The sequence below is a fragment of the Roseivirga sp. AWQ4_251 genome (genome assembly GCF_056158225.1).
Genome location: NZ_JBSWSW010000002.1, coordinates 122,608 through 141,106 on the forward strand (window position 1 = coordinate 122,608; position 18,499 = coordinate 141,106).

The following is an 18,499-nucleotide window of genomic DNA, read 5'->3' on the forward strand; positions in this document are numbered from 1 at the left end:
CGGGCGGCCTCTTCACATTATTTTCCTCCATTAGCTTTTAAATCGGCTTTGCACTGGGCATCTAAATCGGGGGGAGAACTTAAACCAACTAAATCATCTAAACCCGCGGAAGAATCAACAGCATAATACATTAAACAATCCGTAACATCGCAGTGGTGTCCATTGGGCTCATCTTGATGATCACTTTGAGGTTCAGTTCCTGTATTTACTAAGCCCAAAATATGGCCAAATTCATGAGCCAATACCGATGAAGTCAGTAACTCAGTCGATGCCTGTCCTAAACCTCCTGAAAGTTCTTCAATACGTTTTTGAAAAAGCACCATCGAAGTATTTCTATAGGCAATCCCCAATACATTCTCATTCTCGCTATAATTTCCATCAGCAAAATAGAAATATGCTTTTATGGTAGAACCTTCAGTATAAAATGTTCTGTTGGTGGCTTCCAGAGATTTAAGGTCAGAAATGCTATAAGCTTCTTTACCCTGAGCAGCCACTTCGCGAACACTTATGTTAATCCCTTGAGGTTTATTGAGCAGATTTGACAGGAAATTTTTGAGATAGTTGATACTTTGTGAAGGTGGTTCATAACCCGCTGCGTAAATAAATTCGATCTGAAGCTTGGTGTAAGTTTCGTCAGAAAGTAAATCATGAGCTGATTCACCTACAATCCCCAAATTCAAATTTGCTCCTGGTCCATCAATAGGGCTATCATCATCTCCACCGACATTACACGCTGAGATTGAGAGCGTAAAAGCCAGCAATAAGTACATCGAAGTTTTGTAGAATTTCATAATCACTAAACTTTGAAAATATTCTGTTTGTTGCGTAACATAACCATTGTCTCATTGAGATCTTCAATCCCAATTCTCAGATATACCTACGTTTTCGCAGAGAACTTAGACTGCCAAAGGAATCAAATATGAAGTGTTTTGCTATTTTTGAAGCCCTTTAAATATCGAGAAAGTGAAAATACTGATAGCAGATAGCGGTTTTACAAAAACAGATTGGCGGCTGATTGATGAAAATGGAGAAATTGAACAAGCCAGAACTTTAGGCATCAATCCATATTATCAAACTTCCGAAGAAATGCTCTTGGTGATACAAGACCTTCATGGGCAACTTCCTCAAGCCATAGATAAGATTTATTACTACGGAACTGGTTGTTCATCAGGAACCAACCGGGAGAAAATAGCTAAGCTTTTAAGTAAATATTACCCAACCGCTCAGGTTGATGTAAATCATGATTTATTAGCTGCTGCTCGTTCGCTGTGCGGAAAAGAAAAGGGAATTGCCTGCATTATTGGCACAGGAACAAACTCATGTTTTTACGATGGAGAGAAAATAACCGAAAATGTGCCTTCATTAGGCTGGGCCATTGCCGATGAGGGAGGAGGAACTTATCTGGGAAAAACTCTTGTGACGGATTATTACCGAAAGGATATGCCTGAACATTTAAGAAAAATCTTCAAAGAAAGATTTCAACTTACAAAAGATGGCTTTCTCACCAAGATTTATCAAGAGCCTATGCCTGGGCGTTTTTTGGCTACTTTTGCCAAATTTATAGGCGAACACATCAATGAGCCTTACCTCTACCAACTCGTTTACAATGCCTTTACCGTTTTTATTGAAAAGAACGTAGCCAAATACGAGGGTTATCAAAAAGTACCTGTCCATTTCACGGGCTCAGTGGCCTATTATTTCAGCAATGTATTGAGGAAAGTAGCTGTGGATAAAGGCATATATATCAAGCATATTACTGAGCATCCTATAGCTGGTCTTACACTATTTCATCAATAAAAAGCTGCTAAAGTTTTGAATTGAGAATGGCCAAAGCAGTTTTAATGCCATTCTTAAAATGGCCCAATCTTAGATTTTCATTAGGGCTGTGTTGGTTGTTGTCTGGATTTACCAAAGGCACCAGCACAGCTGGAATATCCAATTCCTGCACAAAAAATGCGATAGGCACGGAACCTCCTGCCAAACGAATTCGAGCAACTTTAGATTGGTGAGCTTCACTCAAAGTTTTATAGAGCCATAATCCCGTTTGAGAAATCAAAGGCGTATAAAATGCTTTCCACATTGATGACGGATCATGATCAAATCGGACGATTTTGCTGTATTTCATACGCTCTTCTTCCGTGGGTTCTCGCTCTTCAATAATATAGTAACCCTGCTCTTCGATATGATTTCTCACCAAAGAAACCAAGCGGGCACCATCAGTTTCTGGCACCAAACGAATGTCTAAGGTGGCCAAAGCCTTATCGGGCACGATGGTTCTGGCCTCATCCCCTACCCAACCCGAGCTCATACCCCGAATATTCAAAGAAGGGTACTGCATAGCCTCTTGATAATTAGTTCCTACTTTATCAGCTTCGGCAATACCAACCCTTTTCTTGATCTGATTTTCATCATCGGGAACTGCTCTTAAAATGGCTTTTACACCGTAACTCAATTCTATTCCATCGTAAAAACCAGCCACGGTAACCCGGCCACCATCATCTTTCATAGAACTCAAAAGTTGAGACAGGCGGAGTGCCGGATTTGGAGCGTAATTCCCAAAATGCCCGCTATGCTGTGGAGTTCGTGGGCCATAAACCGTAAGCTCTATTTCTGCAATTCCTCTACAGCCAAAAACCAAAGTTGGCAAATTAGAATCATGCATTGGGCCGTCAAAAATCACCATTCGGTCTGCCGCGAGTTCTTCTTTATATTTTTTGACCGCTCCTGGCAAACCAATAGAACCTTGTTCTTCTTCCGGATCGAGAATCACTTTTATATTGAAATCCGGCTCAATTCCTTTTTCATTCAAAACATCTATAGCAGACAAAAACATGATAATTGGCGATTTATCATCCGATGCCGAACGAGCAAAAATCCTCCAATCGTCATCAAAACCATCTGACGCTTCGGACCAATCTATAATTTCCCAATCAGATGCACCTTCAATTCTTCTCTTCAAAACAGGTACATAAGGATTAGGCTGATTCCATTGCGTAGTATCCACAGGCTGGCCATCGAAATGCATATAAAAAAGAATGGTTTTCTCAGCATTCGCTGTCTTTCGCTCTGCAAAAAATGCCGTTCTACTCGATGTCTCTAAATTCTGAGTAACAAACCCTCGTTTTTCAAATGCCTCCTTCAAAAAGGCTAGGTTTTTAATTACGTCATCTTCGTTCTGAGCATTATTAGGAATGCTCAAAAAGCTCTTCAATTCACCATTTAAAGCAATAATTGATTGGTTGGCGCTTAAGGAATCCAATTCGTAATTAGTCAGTTTTTGTCCGTATGTAAATTGGAAAATGCCCATAATTGAGCAGATTAAGACGAATCGAAGAATGGAAATCAACTTCATAAAACGTAAGTTTAGGTCGAAATAGAATGGGCTAAAATACATAAAATGAATATTACAGAGTCAGAATCTCACTACGATCATTTAGAAAATCAATCCATAAAAGAACTTTTAACCAACATTAATAGGGAAGATCAGAGTGTTCCTTTAGCCGTTGAAAAGGTAATTCCGCAGATCGAAGCTTTAGTTTCTCAAATTGTTCCGAGGATGCAAAAAGGAGGCCGCATTTTCTATATTGGAGCAGGCACCAGCGGAAGACTGGGCGTGGTAGATGCCTCTGAATGCCCACCGACCTATGGTGTTGAACATGGTATGGTAGTCGGTATTATTGCTGGAGGCGATGGAGCCATAAGAAAAGCTGTAGAGTTTGCTGAAGATGATCCAAACCAAGCTTGGAAAGACCTGCAAGAACATATGATCAATCATAAGGATACGGTAATTGGAATTGCTGCTTCGGGGAGAACTCCTTACGTGATTGGCGGTATTAAAACAGCAAAGGAAAACGGAATTCTTACAGGCTGTATTGCTTGTAATCCCGATAGCCCATTAGCTTGGGAAGCGGAGTTTCCGATAGAACCGATTGTAGGGCCTGAATTTGTAACTGGCAGCACCAGAATGAAAGCAGGAACAGCCCAAAAGTTGGTGCTAAATATGATCAGTACAAGCGTAATGATTCAACTTGGAAGGGTAAAAGGCAATCGAATGGTTGACATGCAGCTTTCTAACAATAAACTTGTAGATCGAGGTACAAAAATGATTATGGAAATGCTACAAGTAGAAAAATCTGTAGCGGAAGAATTATTGAAGAAGCACGGTTCGGTAAGAAAAGTAATTGATTATATAAAAAACTCCTGAGTTGCCTCAGGAGTCATTTTTATTCCTCTTCGTCTGAATTTTCACCTTTCAGTTCGCCCAAATCATCTCGATCTCTCAACTTTTTATCATCAACGTTTTTATTCAAAAACTCATTGATTTTATCGATAGAAAGTGTGTTTCGAATTTCACCGAACGAATCGATTTGAATTTCTAAACCATCGAGTTCTTTATTCACGCGAGGTTTTTCGTCCTTTTTATTACTTTCTTTTTTCTTCGCCATAAGCTCAATTTTAATTTGAAAGTTCTATTCCTTAACAGGTAGAGCAGCAATAGCCTTTTTGATTCTATCTGCCGATTCTACAGGCCCCAATATGCTAATAATTTCCATTAAATCTGGACCTCCACCTGCTCCAGTAAGAGAAAGTCTCAAAGCTGGCATTACTCTTCCTATTGGCGTTTCATCTTCTTCCAAATATTTAACCAATACCTCTTTGGCCTCTTCTGGTGAAATTTCTGCGAATTCGGTTAAACGACCTGAATAGCCTTGAAGTTTTTCAGCAGCTTGAGCAGTCCATTTTTTACGAGCAGTTTTTTCATCATACTCTTCAGGGGCAGAAAAGAAGAAAGCGCCTTCTGTCAAAATATCGGAAACAAAAGTTATTCTTTCTTTCATTGATCCTGCAATAGCCGCCAATGTACTTTCATCACCTTCTAAGTCGCTCTGATTCATCAGCATTTGTGCCAATTCCTCATTCGATTTAGTCTTTAAATACTGCTGATTGAACCACTTCGCTTTATCAATATCGAAACGAGCACCTGCTTTGTTAATTCTTTCCAAAGAAAATGAAGAGATCAACTGATCAATTGTGAAAATTTCTTGTTCAGTTCCGGGATTCCAGCCCAAAAGAGCCAGAAAGTTCATAAATGCATCAGGCAAGTATCCATTTTCATGGAAGCCTTTAGAAAGTTCATTCGAAGCTGGATCGACCCAGTTCAATGGAAAAATCGGGAAACCTAGCTGATCGGCAGCTCTTTTACTCAACTTTCCATTTCCGTCAGGTTTTAACAATAATGGCAAGTGAGCGAACTGCGGTGCTTCCCATCCAAAAGCTTCATATAACAAAACGTGAAGTGGTGCAGAAGGCAACCATTCTTCTCCCCTAATTACGTGGGTAATTTCCATCAAATGATCATCCACAATATTCGCCAAATGGTAGGTTGGCATGCCATCCGACTTCATCAAAACCTTATCGTCAAGCGTAGTGGTATTTACCACAACCCAATCTCTTACAATATCTTTAAATCGAACATCTTCATGTTTAGGCATTTTAAACCTAATCACGTAAGGTTCACCAGAATTCAATCTCTCCTGTACTTCTTCTTCAGAAAGTGTCAAAGAATTCTTCATTTGGTTCCGACTAATGGCATTATACTGTGGATTTGCCATACGAGCAGCCTTTAAACGCTCACGCATTTCATCAAGCTCTTCAGGAGTATCGAAAGCGTAATATGCTTTATCTTCAGCTATAAGTTGGTCGGCATATTGCTTATAAAGGTCTTTTCTTTCAGACTGGCGATAAGGGCCATACTTTCCACCTTGTTGAGGGCCTTCATCAGGCAAAACTCCGCTCCATTTGAGCGCGTTTACGATGTATTCTTCTGCTCCTTCAACATATCTCGACTGGTCGGTATCTTCAATTCTCAAAATGAAAGTACCTCCATTCTTTTTCGCAAATAAATAATTGTAGAGGGCCGTTCTCAAACCTCCGATATGTAAAGCTCCTGTGGGACTTGGGGCAAATCTTACTCTTACGCTCATCTGATTTTAATTAGGCGGCAAAATTAAACAAAACTATCCCCCTGCACTAAAAAAGCGCAAAGGGATTTTAATTTGTTAACAGTTAGGCTTCTACAGCTATACAAGAAATCTCTACGTTGACATCCTTTGGTAAACGCGCTACTTCTACGCACTCTCTTGCCGGAGGATTTTCTTTAAAATACACACCATAAGCCTCGTTTATAGTGGAAAACTGATTCATGTCTTTGATGAAGATTGAACACTTTACAATATTAAAGAAGGTCATGCCTGCGGCAGACAAAATAGCCTCAATGTTTTTCATCACTTGATGGGTTTCTTCAGTGATATTTTCATTGATCATTTCGCCTGTAGCTTGATCGAAAGGAATTTGGCCTGAAATATATAATGTATTTCCTGCTTTAACCGCCTGACTATAAGGCCCAATTGGAGCAGGAGCATCCGCACTGTTAATGATTGTCTTACCCATATTCGGATTGTTTGATTTAATAAATAATTTTGAGGGCAAAATACACATTTATGAAAATCCTAGTCATCGGTTACGAGCAGAATATTGAAGAGTTTAAGCTGAAATTTTCAGCGAATCATGAATACCGCTTTGAAACAGATTATGATTTTGAAACAGACTTAACTGAATATGACTGTGTTTTTGACTTTTTTATTGGAGATAGCCCAGAACAGTTCGAAATTTTTGCTCCATACAACGGTTTGAATGTATTCTTAAATGCACCAAAGATATCGCTTACAGAAATGGCCTATTATCAAGAAGAGATTGAGTGCAATCTGTACGGTTTCAATGGCTTACCCACTTTTCTGAATAGAGAAGTTTTAGAAGTAAGTGCACTTAAACCAAGTTCTCTGGAAAATCTAAGAAATATCTGTACCGAACTTGATACTGATTTTCAAATTGTAGACGACCGCGTTGGAATGGTAACCCCAAGAATCATTTTCATGATTATTAACGAAGCATTCTACACACTACAAGAAGGCACTGCTTCTATCAATGACATTGACACAGGAATGAAATTAGGCACAAACTATCCATACGGACCGTTTGAATGGGCAAACCTTATTGGATTAAACCACATATACGAAACACTAGAAGCACTCTACGAGGACACGAAGGAGGAGCGTTATAAAATTTGCCCTTTGTTGAAGAAGAGTTATTTGCAGCAGAAATAAAAAAAGGGGCTTTTAGCCCCTTTTTAAATATTATATCTACTCTCAAATTACTCTACAGTAACCGATTTGGCCAAGTTTCTAGGCTGATCCACATTACAACCTCTCATTACCGCAATGTGGTAAGACAATAACTGCAAAGGAATAACCGAAACAAGCGGCATCAAAGCGTCATGCACATGAGGAACTTCAATTACGTGATCTGCCATTTTAGGGATTTCAGTATCACCTTCAGTAACCACAGCAATCACTTGTCCTTTTCTAGCTTTAACTTCTTGAATATTAGAAACGATTTTCTCGTAGCTACTATCTCTGGTTGCGATAACAACTACGGGCATTTCTTCATCGATCAAAGCAATAGGGCCGTGTTTCATTTCTGCAGCAGGATAACCTTCAGCATGGATATAGGAAATTTCTTTAAGCTTAAGTGCCCCCTCTAATGCCACAGGAAAATTGAATCCTCTTCCTAAGTACAAGAAGTTTCTTGCATCCTTAAACTTATCGGAGATATATTCAATCTGATCATTCAGTTTCAAAGCCTTCTCTACTTTCTGAGGAATAGACTCCAACTCAACCAAAATAGATCTATACAGACTATCTGACATTGTACCTTTCTTCTCGGCAATCATCAATGCCATCATAGTAAGCACTGAGATTTGAGCAGTAAAGGCTTTAGTACTTGCTACTCCAATTTCTGGTCCAGCATGGGTATAAGAACCTGCATGAGTTGATCTCTGCAATAGAAGACCCTACTACGTTACAAACCCCAAGAATGGTTGCCCCTTTAGACTTAGCCAACTCAATGGCGGCCAATGTATCTGCAGTTTCTCCTGATTGAGAAATTGCAATCACCACATCCTTCTCGCTAACTACTGGATTTCTATACCTGAATTCAGAAGCATACTCTACTTCAACAGGAATTCTGCAGAATTCTTCGAAAATATATTCAGCCACCAAACCTGCGTGCCATGAGGTACCACAAGCCACAATCAGAATTCGATCGGCATTCAAAACTTTATTAACATAATCAGAGAGACCTCCCAATACCAACTTTCCTTCATTGGCCTGAAGTCTTCCTCTTAAGCAATCTCCAATTGATCTTGGCTGCTCATAAATTTCTTTCAACATGAAGTGCTCATACCCACCTTTTTCTATAGCCTCAAGCTCTAGATCAAGAGTATGAACATATGGCTTCATCTCTACATCTGCGATATTCTTAATGGTAAGATTACCATCTTTTATCACTGCAATTTCTTGATCCTCAAGATAAACCACCTCATTTGTGTATTCTATGATCGGAGTAGCATCAGAAGCGATAAAGAATTCATCTTTACCCAAACCAACTACAAGAGGACTCCCCTTACGAGCGGCAATCATCAAATTTGGATCTTCATACGAAATGATCGCAATTGCATATGCTCCAACTACTTTATTTAAAGCCAAACGAACAGCTTCACCCAAAGTAACCCCAGTATTTAAATAGATGTCTTCAATGAAATTGATAAAAACTTCAGAGTCGGTATCACTTTTAAACTCATAGCCCTTCTTAATCAAATCCGTTTTTAAGGCCGCGTAGTTTTCAATAATACCATTATGGATCATTGCAAACTTTCCAGAATTAGATAAATGTGGGTGAGCATTTTTATCATTAGGTTCTCCATGAGTAGCCCAACGTGTATGTCCAATCCCTATGTTGCTCTTTAGATTCTTACCCTCAACAAAAGAATTAAGATCGGCTACTTTGCCTTTTTTCTTGTAAACATTTAGGTCACCATCAATTAAGGCAACACCTGCGCTGTCGTAACCACGATATTCCAAACGTTGCAAACCTTTGACAATAACGGGATAAGCCTCTCTATGACCTAAGTAGCCAACAATTCCACACATATTTTAAAAGTTTTATGAGGGTAAATATAAAAGAATAGGTTTCTCTATTTCAGCTTAGAATAGAATATTTTGAGTGAAATATTCTCTGGTGAAAAGACCATATGATTTAATGTAGTACTAGACGAACTTGGATAAATGAAAAGTTGATTCCTTCTGAAATAGTTTCCAAAATAAGAATTAACAAATGAAGAAATTGAAGCTGAATAGGTTTTTGTTTCTTCATTATAAACTAATCTTAAAGGAGATGCGGACAAAATAGGATTTGCGCCATCCTGTTGAATGGACCTATAATTAGCTCCATCTCCAATTCTCGTATTCTCTTCGTCCGTTAACAATAGAGAAAGTGCCGCTGGCGGGGTTTCTCCATCGCCCAAATCTTCGATTGGACCAACTGTAACTTGAGCACTATTCACAATAATATCTGGGTTTTGAGAAGCGAAGTTCTCCAAATCGGAAATGTTGATTTTTGTAAGAACCCCCACTCCAGCTTCCACATATCTTAATCCTGAAGCTGGCTCATATTCTGTATTTTTTTCTGTGATCAGTTCTAATTCCGAACTTTCTCTATTCACTTCTAACCCATAATAGTGAGTCAAATCACCGATTGTCATCTCATGGGATTTCGCTACCAGATCAGAGGAACTAGCACTACTAGGAGAACGATAATAAAGTGTTATTTTAGCAGTACCATCTAATTTTAATGTGAAAGTATTATTTAAGTTATCTTCTGCTTTAAAAACAATACCAGGGAAATATAACTCAAATGCATCTTGATCTTTGACCTCTTCTGCATCACTTTGAAGTAAGCTAAAGATATTTTGAGCCCAAGCCATTTCTACATCTATAGAGTAAGTAGAATCCAATTTAGACACAGAAAGAATATCTGTAAAAATTAGCTCTTCTGAAACGGCAGTAGAGTTCGAAGTGATATGAACCGTATCTTCTATTTCTTCAGCCGCTTTATAACCAGACAATTCTAGGTTTTGTAAATCCTCATTATACATGGACACAAAACCTATACTCAATTTTGCACTATCCAAAACAGCACTGCTCGAAAGAGACGTTAATGAACTTCGCTTTAGGTTCAATTTAGCATAACTAGTAGCTTTTACTGTTCCAAAGCTTGGGCTATACAAATCGCCAACAATCCCTCTTGTTAAATTGTAAGAAAACATGGAGTTGAGGGCAACTACAGAAGAAGTTATGTCCACATTTTCAACTAAAAATTCTACAGGAGCGACATCATCAGAATCGAAACCGAAATCGCCATTCTCCTCACAAGAATTAAAAAGAATGAGGCCTAAAGTTAAGGCCCCAATACTTTTAATCTTATCCAACAAGTTCATTATATAAGTTATAATAAGAGTCTAAGAAATCATCACCTTGTTCGATTGTTTCAACTTTCTTAAGTTTCTCAACTTCATCGATCAAGTCATTTAAACCTTCATTTGCATCATCCTCTGCTTTAATTACAGCATCGGCATACTCGGCTCCAGTTTTAATGAAACCGGCAAAGTCAGCTGTTTTTAAATGCTCCAACATGCTGTCATCAATATCCATCATCTTCACTTTATCAAGCAAATCGGCATCGAATTGATGCGAAAATGCATTGTTATAGATGGTAAATACCGACTTGGTATTTTGGAACATAGGATCGTTTTTGTAGGTAGTTTTCAAGTACATCGGAATCAAACTGGTCATCCAGTCATTACAATGCACGATATCAGGAGCCCAACCTAACTTTTTCACAGTTTCCAACGCTCCTTTACAGAAGAAAATTGCTCTCTCATCATTGTCTGCGTAGAAATTGTTCTCCTTATCAAAGAATACAGACTTTCTATGGAAGTAATCTTCGTTATCAATGAAATACACCTGAAGCTTTGCATTCGGAATAGAAGCCACTTTGATCACCAAAGGCTTTTCTTCATCACCCACTGAAATGTTAATTCCAGAAAGCCTAACCACTTCATGCAATCTATTCTTTCTTTCATTGATTAACCCGAAACGAGGAACCAAAATCCTAATCTCCATACCACGCTCTTGCATGGCTTGGGGAAGTTTTCTTACAAAATCAGCCACAGCCGATGTTTCTAGGAATGGATTGATCTCACTCGCTACGTAAAGAATTCGAAATTTTGACATATTCAAAGGAAATTTAATGACACCTTCATTTAGAAAAGGAGCACAAAAATACTCCATTTTCCTGAAAAAACCTTGATTTATCAAAAAAACCGTTGTTAATAAGCGTTAATTAAGTTAATCTTCGCGCTTGGATGAAGGTCTTTAAAAACACATCAGATTTACGGGCTGAACTAAAGAAAAATCGCTTATCAGATAAGCGAATCGGGCTCGTACCCACAATGGGCGCACTTCACGAAGGGCACCTTTCTTTGGTAAAAACAGCACTAGAAAACGCAGATATAGTGGCTGTGTCCATTTTCGTTAACCCAACCCAGTTCAACAACCCAACCGATCTGGAAAAGTACCCAAGGGACATTGAGAAAGACCTAAATCTTTTAGAAAAAGCTGGTTGCCATATAGTTTTTACACCTCCTGTTGAAGAGATATACCCCTTCGAACACGACCTTTCAATTGGCTTTGGCAAATTAGAAAGTGAACTTGAAGGCAAATTCCGCCCAGGGCACTTTAGGGGTGTTGGACTAGTTGTATCCAAACTGTTCAATATTTTTCAGCCAGATATTGCCTTTTTTGGACAAAAGGACATCCAACAATTCTTCATCATCAAGAAACTCGTTCAGCAACTTTCATTTCCTATAGAACTAAACATGGTGCCTACCATGCGAGAGGCCAACGGTTTGGCCATGTCTTCGCGAAATGAAAGACTTTCGCCAGCGGACAGAGAACATGCCGCATTAATTTCACAAGCACTAAAAACGGCCGCCACTAATCTACAATCTGGCATAACGCTTGAAGAAGTCAAATCCAAAACAAAAGAACTTTTTGAGAGAAGTGAACGTTTGGAATTGGAATATTTTGAAGTAGTTGAAACAAAGAACTTTACTCCCATTTCGCACTTTAGCAATCAAGAAACCATAGCGATGTGCATAGCAGCAGAAATAGGACAAGTGAGGTTGATAGACAACTTACTTTTAAATTATTAGCTTTGCGCTCGCATTTTGGAGGAGGTATGCAGATAGAAGTATTTAAATCAAAGATTCACAGGGCTAAAGTAACCCAAGCAGAATTGCATTATGTCGGTAGCATTACGCTAGACGAAGAGTTAATGGAAGCTTCTGGAATCATTGAAAACGAGAAAGTTCAAATCGTAAACGTAAATAACGGAGAGCGTTTTGAAACCTACGTAATTAAGGGAGAAAAAGGCAGCGGAACGGTATGTTTGAATGGGCCAGCAGCCAGAAAAGTTCAAGTTGGGGACATCATCATTATCGTCTCTTACGGAATTATGGATTATGAAGAAGCCAAAACCTTCAAGCCAAAAATCATTTTCCCTGACGTCAACAATCAAATTTCCTGATTAACCCTTTAGCGATTGACTGTTAGATTCAAAGACGTTATCAAATTACTGGTGGCCATTGGGCTCTCCGGTCTCATTTTCTGGTATTTGTATCGGGATATAGACATGGAGAAAACCAAAGCCTACTTAGAGCGCTTTGACTACAGGTGGATTTTGCTCAGCATTCTCCTGTCTTTCTTCAGCCATTTGTTAAGAGCACTTCGCTGGGGTCAACTTCTTGATGTTTCAGGAAAAAAGACTTCGATAAAGGTCAATTATTTAGCCGTGATGATTGGCTATTTGGCCAACACGGTCATCCCTCGCCTAGGAGAGGTTACCCGATGCGGCATCGTAAACAAAAAGCAAAACGTCCCTTTAACTTTTGCTATCGGAACAGTAGTCACAGAAAGGCTGATCGACTTAATCATTCTTATGATTTTAACGGCAGTCGTCTTCTTGGCAGAATTTTCAAGGTTGAGTTCATACTTTACTGACGCCACACAACTCATTAATGCATTCTTGGTGTCGTATTGGTGGATTTTGATTATATGTGCAGCATTTGCCATTTACGCTTTCTGGTTTTTAATTCTTTCTAAGAAACCATCATCAAACAAAATCATCACTAAGATTAGGGATCTCATTCAGAATGGATATCAAGGTGTTTTGAGTATCCGCAACATTAAGCGCCCTTTCCTATTTTGGGTATATACTGTTGGTATTTGGGGACTGTATTTTTTAATGTTGTATGTAATTTCTTTTGGTTCCGAAGAAACCAAAGCTCTTGGACCAATGGCAGGACTAGCTATTCTTGTTGCAGGTAGTTTTGGCATGGCCATGCCTTCACAAAGCGGACTGGGAACATTTCATGCCTTTGTGTCACAACTTCTATTACTTTATGGCATTGGACTTAGCGAAGGCGAGATTTTTGCGTTTATCTTGCATACGTCCCAACTTATAACTGTGGTTATACTTGGGCTGATAAGCCTAATTTTAATTAATTATGTCAAACCTAAAAATGTCGAAACCAACCCAGAATAAAATCATGTCGCGCGAAGACCTTAAAAAACAGGTTGAAGCTTGGCAAAAAGAAGGAGAAAAGGTAGTCTTCTCAAACGGTTGTTTCGATATTCTTCACCTTGGTCATATAGATTATTTGGAAAAAGCCCATGCTTTAGGCAGCAAACTCGTGATTGGGTTGAATGATGATAATTCTGTAAAACGATTAAAGGGCTCTGAAAGACCAGTTAATGCAGAATATGCCAGAGCAAGAATGCTGGCAGCATTGGCTTTTGTGGATGGCGTAACTACATTTTCAGAAGACACACCTAAAGAACTCATCAGCTTTTTATTACCTGATATTCTCGTAAAAGGTAGCGATTACAATCTCGAAAACATTGTAGGAGCAGATGTCGTAATGGCAAACGGTGGAGAAGTAAAAACCATAGATTTGGTAGAAGGCTACTCTACCACCAACTTAATTCAGAAACTAAAAAATTAGAAAAATATGTATTTCGAATATTATATTCTCATTGGTGGAATCATGCTGGTAAGCTGGCTGGTTCAGAATAGCTTGAAGCGAAAATTCAAGAAATATTCACAAGTAGGTCTTCAAATTGGTCTTTCAGGAAAAGAAGTTGCCGAGCTTATGCTTCGAGACAATGGAATTCATGACGTTTCTGTGGTTTCTGTTCAAGGCAGATTAACCGATCACTACAATCCGGCAGATAAAACTGTGAATTTAAGCCCTGAGGTGTATAACGGAAGATCAGTGATGGCAGCGGCTGTCGCGGCACACGAATGCGGCCACGCAGTTCAACACGCTACAGCTTACGCTCCACTAAAGATGAGATCGGCTTTGGTTCCAATCCAAAATGCCAGCGGAAAAATCATGAACATGATATTTCTAGCCCTTCTCTTTGGCTCATTCTTTATGCATGCTTTTTCATTCTCATTAGCTCTACCAATCATCATTGGGTGTTATTTCATTTTTACTTTATTCGCCTTCATTACACTGCCTGTGGAATATGACGCTACGAATAGGGCTTTAGCTTGGATAGAAAACAGAAGCATTGTTACTTCTCAGGAACATGAAATGGCGGATGACGCTTTGAAAGCAGCCGCAAGAACGTATTTAGTGGCAGCACTTGGCTCCTTGGCTATGTTGCTCTACTATTTATTAATGTTCATGGGAAGTAGAGACTAACGTTTGCTCAATTTTATTACATTTGCCTAACAAACGTTAGTTAATTGATTGAGTATGAATTTTGAATTAACCGAAGAGCAACTAGCGGTTCAACAAGCCGCCAGAGAATTCGCACAAACTGAACTTCTTCCAGGAGTAATAGAAAGGGACGAAAAACAACAATTCCCAGCTGAGCAAATCCGAAAAATGGGCGAACTCGGCTTCTTAGGAATGATGGTTGACCCTAAGTATAATGGAGGGGGAATGGATTCCATTTCCTACGTATTGGCCATGGAAGAAATCTCCAAGGTAGATGCATCAGCATCAGTTTGTATGTCGGTTAATAATAGCTTGGTTTGCTGGGGACTTGAAAAATATGGTTCCGAAGAACAAAAAGAGAAATACCTAAAACCACTCGCTACAGGTGAAAAAATTGGCGCCTTCTGTCTTTCTGAACCAGAAGCAGGTAGCGATGCCACTTCTCAACAAACCACCGCTGAAGATAAAGGAGACCATTACCTTCTAAACGGAACTAAGAACTGGATTACAAATGGAAATTCAGCTTCGATTTATTTGGTAATTGCTCAAACCGACAAAGAAAAAGGCCATAAAGGAATCAACTGTTTGATTGTTGAAAAAGGCATGGACGGCTTTGTTGTTGGTAAAAAAGAAGACAAACTGGGCATTAGAGGCTCTGACACCCATTCCCTAATGTTTACCGATGTAAAAGTACCTAAGGAAAATCGTATTGGAGAAGATGGATTCGGCTTCAAATTCGCGATGTCTACTTTGAACGGAGGAAGAATTGGTATCGCTTCTCAAGCTTTAGGTATTGCGTCTGGTGCTTATGAATTGGCTCTCGCTTACTCAAAAGAAAGAAAAGCTTTCGGCAAACCAATCAGTCAACACCAAGCTATTCAATTTAAGCTAGCCGATATGGCCACTCAAATTGACGCTGCTCGTTTACTATGCCTTCAGGCTGCCTACTTAAAAGACCAGAAAAAGGATTTTGCTAAGGCTGGCGCCATGGCTAAATTGTACGCATCACAAGTGGCGATGGACACTACGGTAGAAGCTGTACAAATCCATGGTGGATATGGATATGTAAAAGAATACCATGTAGAGCGTTTGATGCGAGATGCAAAAATCACTCAGATTTATGAAGGTACCTCTGAAATCCAAAAGATTGTTATCTCAAGAGAACTAATTAAATAATTAGAAATATTCCAAATGAATGACCATTGGTATATTAAATATTACCAATGGTCATTTTTTTTTGAAATTATATAATTCGCTATTAATTTTGTCCAGTGAAGTGTGTATAATTTCAAACTCAAACTAAAATGGAAGATTACAATAAGATTATCGAATCTTTAGGGGTTCGGTATCTAAAAAGTCGCAATATGAAAATTGCGAAACCTGTTACCATTGAGAATCATTATGATGTGGAAAACACCATCATCATCGTAAACAATGGAGACATTTATTTTGGAGAAGAACAGGAAAAGGTATCTGAAGGAGATATGCTTTTCATCCCAGGAGGCAAGTCAACTGCCATTTCCTATGGATCTTTAACCGCACCAGTGGTTTCAAACGAAGATTTCCTATCTAACAAAAAGAAATACTTGCAAAACGCAAGTGATGCTGAGATCAACGACTTTGATGTAGATGGCTTTAGCCAAATCATGTTCGAAGCTAAAGTTTTCGACTCAGTAAATTTCTTTTCATCCCTAAATATTACTCCGTTTGCTATTCGTAATAACGATACGATTTCAGACTTAATGAGAGTAATTATTGCCGAAACTAACTCTACCAAGCCTGGTAAAAACAGAATTATCAAAGTAAACACAGAATATTTGTGTGTTGAAATCATCCGATACATTCTTGACAACAGATTGTTTGTAGAGCAATTGGTAACCAACAGCACCTACTTTAAGGACCCAAGGCTCATCGATATTTTCGCTTATATCAAAAACAACCTTGGCGGAGACCTTTCGAACAAAGTATTGGCAGGCGTTGCTAATGTTTCTGAAGATTACGTAGGTCAGTATTTCAAAATGCTTACTGGTATTAACCCTCAGGATTACATCGAATATCAAAGAATGGAAGCTGCTGTGGACCTTTTAAGAACCACTAAGAAAAGCATCAGAGATATAGGACGAGAAGTTGGATACAAAGACACTGCTTACTTCTGTAGAAGATTTAAGATGATGTTTGGTATTCCTGCAGGAAAAATGAGAAGAAGAGAAAGCTTAATTAACGTTTAATTCTTCGTTAAAACATTGAATAACATCAGAGACCTCGGCTAAAAAGCTGAGGTTTTTTTGTGCCGCGTTGCCAATCACAACCATATCGGCCCCGGCTTCTAATGCCTGTTTTACCTTTCTTGGTGTGTTCAAACCTCCTCCCACAATTAGCGGAAGTTCAACATTTCTTCTTACCCCTTTTATGATTTTAGACGAAATAGGTTCTTGCGCGCCACTTCCTGCATCCATGTATAAACATTGTAAACCCAACATTTCTCCCGCCATTGCAGTGCTTATCGCTAAGCTAGGCTTATCATTAGGAATTGGCTGAGTATTGCTCATATAAGAAACACTGGTAGGTCGACCAGCATGCACTAACATGTAGCCGGTTGGGATAACCTCCAAACTACTTCTTTTCAAAACAGGCGCAGCCACCACATGTTGACCGATAAGCAACTCTGGATTTCTACCAGAAATTAGGGACAGAAAAAGAATGGCATCAGCATCTGGGTGAATTTGGATGGCATTACCTGGAAATAGAACACAAGGAATCTCAGTATTGCTCTTGATGACTTCAACCACCATTCCAAAATTGTTACTCGTAATTAAACTTCCTCCAACAAAAAAATAATCCACTCTATTTTCAATGGCGGCCCTGATTACGGATTGAATGCCATTTTCATGAATATCGTCTGGATCTACCAATAGAGCCAGAGACTTTCTTTTCTGTTGAGCTTTTAGTTTTAATGCGTCAAGAATCACCTTCGTTTTGTTTATCATCTGCTTCGCTCAAAAAATCACCGAGCTTACGTGCTGCCAAACCTAATAAAAATACCAATGCCTGTTGCTTGAGAACTCCAGTAAAACCTGTTCCGATCATAGGACGCTCGATCACTTTTTTCGGCTCAACCACAACTCTCACAGGCTCCTCACTATCAGGTGAGGCCTCAATAATATGTCTTTCAGCATCTTCTCCACTTCGGGTAATCAGCCTAGTAACTCCATAAGCCAACAATAATCCTCCGCCAATCCACATTGCCTTCTTGCCAACTTTTTCAACATTATCTTTCAACTCGTCAAGCTGATCTTCTAAAGAAGCTTTGTACCGAGCGTTAGATTCTTCGAGTTCTTCCTTTCTAGACATCATATTTCTTCCTCTTCGGACATTTCGTGATATTCCTCTTCAATTTCTTGAGCTTGTTTAGCCACAACTATTTTAATAATAGCTTTCCTCCATTGGTACACCACAACGCCTGACACAATGTAAAGAATCGCAACAGAGGCATAACCTAAAACAACGTTTTCGAACCATTCGCCTAGCAAAATAGCTAAGGCCAAAGTTAAGAAGAATAAGGCCATTGTACATGTTAGGGCCAACATCATATAAACCACCAATCGGGCAATGAGTTTGGTGATTTCCTCTTGTGCATCGAGCTTGAGCAACTCCACTTTGGTTTCAAGAAAACCAGTTAAAGTTTTAATCAGCTTATCAGTATCGAATAATTTCACAACTGTGGTATTTTCTCGGAAGTTAATAAGAACTGGAATA

20 protein-coding genes and 1 pseudogene are annotated in these 18,499 nt (G+C 39.0%); 10 read left to right on the forward strand and 11 right to left on the reverse strand.

What is annotated here, in order from left to right:
* Positions 1-17: 17 nt before the first annotated feature.
* Positions 18-791 carry a zinc metalloprotease gene (locus tag ACXACJ_RS14580; RefSeq protein ID WP_475135200.1) on the reverse strand — a complete coding sequence of 258 codons (774 nt, stop codon included), beginning with the start codon at positions 789-791 and terminating at the stop codon, positions 18-20.
* Between the two features lie 172 nt (positions 792-963).
* Between ACXACJ_RS14580 and ACXACJ_RS14585 the strand changes: the two genes are divergently transcribed.
* Entirely contained in the window at positions 964-1,797 is an 834-nt protein-coding gene (locus ACXACJ_RS14585; RefSeq protein WP_475135201.1) for an N-acetylglucosamine kinase, read from the forward strand.
* 7 nt (positions 1,798-1,804) lie between these two features.
* Here ACXACJ_RS14585 and ACXACJ_RS14590 read toward each other — a convergent pair whose 3' ends face one another.
* Positions 1,805-3,352: a M20/M25/M40 family metallo-hydrolase gene (locus ACXACJ_RS14590; RefSeq protein ID WP_475135202.1), complete on the reverse strand. Its 1,548-nt coding sequence runs from the start codon at positions 3,350-3,352 to the stop codon at positions 1,805-1,807.
* Between the two features lie 45 nt (positions 3,353-3,397).
* On the opposite strand from ACXACJ_RS14590, the gene murQ reads away from it, so the two are divergent.
* Positions 3,398-4,204 carry an N-acetylmuramic acid 6-phosphate etherase gene (murQ, locus tag ACXACJ_RS14595; protein ID WP_475135203.1) on the forward strand — a complete coding sequence of 269 codons (807 nt, stop codon included), beginning with the start codon at positions 3,398-3,400 and terminating at the stop codon, positions 4,202-4,204.
* Between the two features lie 19 nt (positions 4,205-4,223).
* On the opposite strand, the gene ACXACJ_RS14600 is transcribed toward murQ, so the two are convergent.
* The 3 genes from ACXACJ_RS14600 to ACXACJ_RS14610 all read right to left on the reverse strand — a co-directional run bounded on the left by ACXACJ_RS14600 (position 4,224) and on the right by ACXACJ_RS14610 (position 6,450).
* Complete coding sequence (locus ACXACJ_RS14600) at positions 4,224-4,445, reverse strand: hypothetical protein (RefSeq protein ID WP_475135204.1); 222 nt, start codon at positions 4,443-4,445, stop codon at positions 4,224-4,226.
* Positions 4,446-4,469: 24 nt separating this feature from the next.
* Positions 4,470-5,984 (reverse strand): glutamate--tRNA ligase, encoded by a 1,515-nt coding sequence (gltX, locus tag ACXACJ_RS14605; protein ID WP_475135205.1) that lies wholly within the window; start codon positions 5,982-5,984, stop codon positions 4,470-4,472.
* Positions 5,985-6,066: 82 nt separating this feature from the next.
* Complete coding sequence (locus tag ACXACJ_RS14610; protein WP_475135206.1) at positions 6,067-6,450, reverse strand: RidA family protein; 384 nt, start codon at positions 6,448-6,450, stop codon at positions 6,067-6,069.
* A gap of 50 nt (positions 6,451-6,500) precedes the next feature.
* Here ACXACJ_RS14610 and ACXACJ_RS14615 point away from each other — a divergent pair, with 50 nt between their 5' ends.
* Positions 6,501-7,163, forward strand: coding sequence for a 3-hydroxyacyl-CoA dehydrogenase family protein (locus ACXACJ_RS14615; protein ID WP_475135207.1), 663 nt, complete (start codon positions 6,501-6,503; stop codon positions 7,161-7,163).
* Between the two features lie 47 nt (positions 7,164-7,210).
* Here ACXACJ_RS14615 and glmS read toward each other — a convergent pair.
* From glmS to ACXACJ_RS14630, 3 genes and pseudogenes are all read right to left on the reverse strand, one after another.
* Positions 7,211-9,047 (reverse strand): annotated as a pseudogene (glmS, locus tag ACXACJ_RS14620) (glutamine--fructose-6-phosphate transaminase (isomerizing)).
* A 44-nt stretch (positions 9,048-9,091) separates the two neighbouring features.
* Positions 9,092-10,393 (reverse strand): DUF4270 family protein, encoded by a 1,302-nt coding sequence (locus ACXACJ_RS14625; protein ID WP_475135208.1) that lies wholly within the window; start codon positions 10,391-10,393, stop codon positions 9,092-9,094.
* Entirely contained in the window at positions 10,377-11,189 is an 813-nt protein-coding gene (locus tag ACXACJ_RS14630) for a glycogen/starch synthase (RefSeq protein ID WP_475135209.1), read from the reverse strand. The genes ACXACJ_RS14625 and ACXACJ_RS14630 overlap by 17 nt, the downstream gene beginning before the upstream one ends.
* A gap of 131 nt (positions 11,190-11,320) precedes the next feature.
* Between ACXACJ_RS14630 and panC the strand changes: the two genes are divergently transcribed.
* The 7 genes from panC (at position 11,321) to ACXACJ_RS14665 (ending at position 16,971) form a co-directional block, all read left to right on the forward strand.
* A complete protein-coding gene (gene panC / locus ACXACJ_RS14635) occupies positions 11,321-12,169 on the forward strand; it encodes a pantoate--beta-alanine ligase (RefSeq protein WP_475135210.1) in 849 nt (282 codons plus the stop codon).
* Positions 12,170-12,195: 26 nt separating this feature from the next.
* On the forward strand, positions 12,196-12,543 hold the full coding sequence (gene panD / locus ACXACJ_RS14640; protein WP_475136785.1) for an aspartate 1-decarboxylase: 348 nt from the start codon (positions 12,196-12,198) through the stop codon (positions 12,541-12,543).
* A gap of 15 nt (positions 12,544-12,558) precedes the next feature.
* Entirely contained in the window at positions 12,559-13,560 is a 1,002-nt protein-coding gene (locus ACXACJ_RS14645; RefSeq protein ID WP_475135211.1) for a lysylphosphatidylglycerol synthase transmembrane domain-containing protein, read from the forward strand.
* The gene (gene rfaE2, locus ACXACJ_RS14650) at positions 13,538-14,020 is read left to right on the forward strand and encodes a D-glycero-beta-D-manno-heptose 1-phosphate adenylyltransferase (RefSeq protein WP_475135212.1); all 483 of its coding nucleotides are present in this window, start codon (positions 13,538-13,540) and stop codon (positions 14,018-14,020) included. The genes ACXACJ_RS14645 and rfaE2 overlap by 23 nt, the downstream gene beginning before the upstream one ends.
* Before the next feature lie 6 nt (positions 14,021-14,026).
* Complete coding sequence (locus ACXACJ_RS14655; RefSeq protein ID WP_475135213.1) at positions 14,027-14,725, forward strand: zinc metallopeptidase; 699 nt, start codon at positions 14,027-14,029, stop codon at positions 14,723-14,725.
* 54 nt (positions 14,726-14,779) lie between these two features.
* Positions 14,780-15,919 carry an acyl-CoA dehydrogenase gene (locus ACXACJ_RS14660; RefSeq protein ID WP_475135214.1) on the forward strand — a complete coding sequence of 380 codons (1,140 nt, stop codon included), beginning with the start codon at positions 14,780-14,782 and terminating at the stop codon, positions 15,917-15,919.
* Between the two features lie 128 nt (positions 15,920-16,047).
* Positions 16,048-16,971: an AraC family transcriptional regulator gene (locus ACXACJ_RS14665; RefSeq protein WP_475135215.1), complete on the forward strand. Its 924-nt coding sequence runs from the start codon at positions 16,048-16,050 to the stop codon at positions 16,969-16,971.
* On the opposite strand, the gene ACXACJ_RS14670 is transcribed toward ACXACJ_RS14665, so the two are convergent.
* From ACXACJ_RS14670 to ACXACJ_RS14680, 3 genes are read right to left on the reverse strand one after another with little or no spacing between them, the layout of a single operon-like run.
* The gene (locus ACXACJ_RS14670) at positions 16,957-17,730 is read right to left on the reverse strand and encodes a phosphoglycerol geranylgeranyltransferase (protein WP_475135216.1); all 774 of its coding nucleotides are present in this window, start codon (positions 17,728-17,730) and stop codon (positions 16,957-16,959) included. The genes ACXACJ_RS14665 and ACXACJ_RS14670 overlap by 15 nt on opposite strands.
* A complete protein-coding gene (locus ACXACJ_RS14675; RefSeq protein ID WP_475135217.1) occupies positions 17,702-18,097 on the reverse strand; it encodes a hypothetical protein in 396 nt (131 codons plus the stop codon). Before ACXACJ_RS14675 ends, ACXACJ_RS14670 begins: the two co-directional genes overlap by 29 nt.
* Positions 18,094-18,459: a phage holin family protein gene (locus tag ACXACJ_RS14680; RefSeq protein ID WP_475135218.1), complete on the reverse strand. Its 366-nt coding sequence runs from the start codon at positions 18,457-18,459 to the stop codon at positions 18,094-18,096. Before ACXACJ_RS14680 ends, ACXACJ_RS14675 begins: the two co-directional genes overlap by 4 nt.
* Positions 18,460-18,499 lie beyond the last annotated feature (40 nt).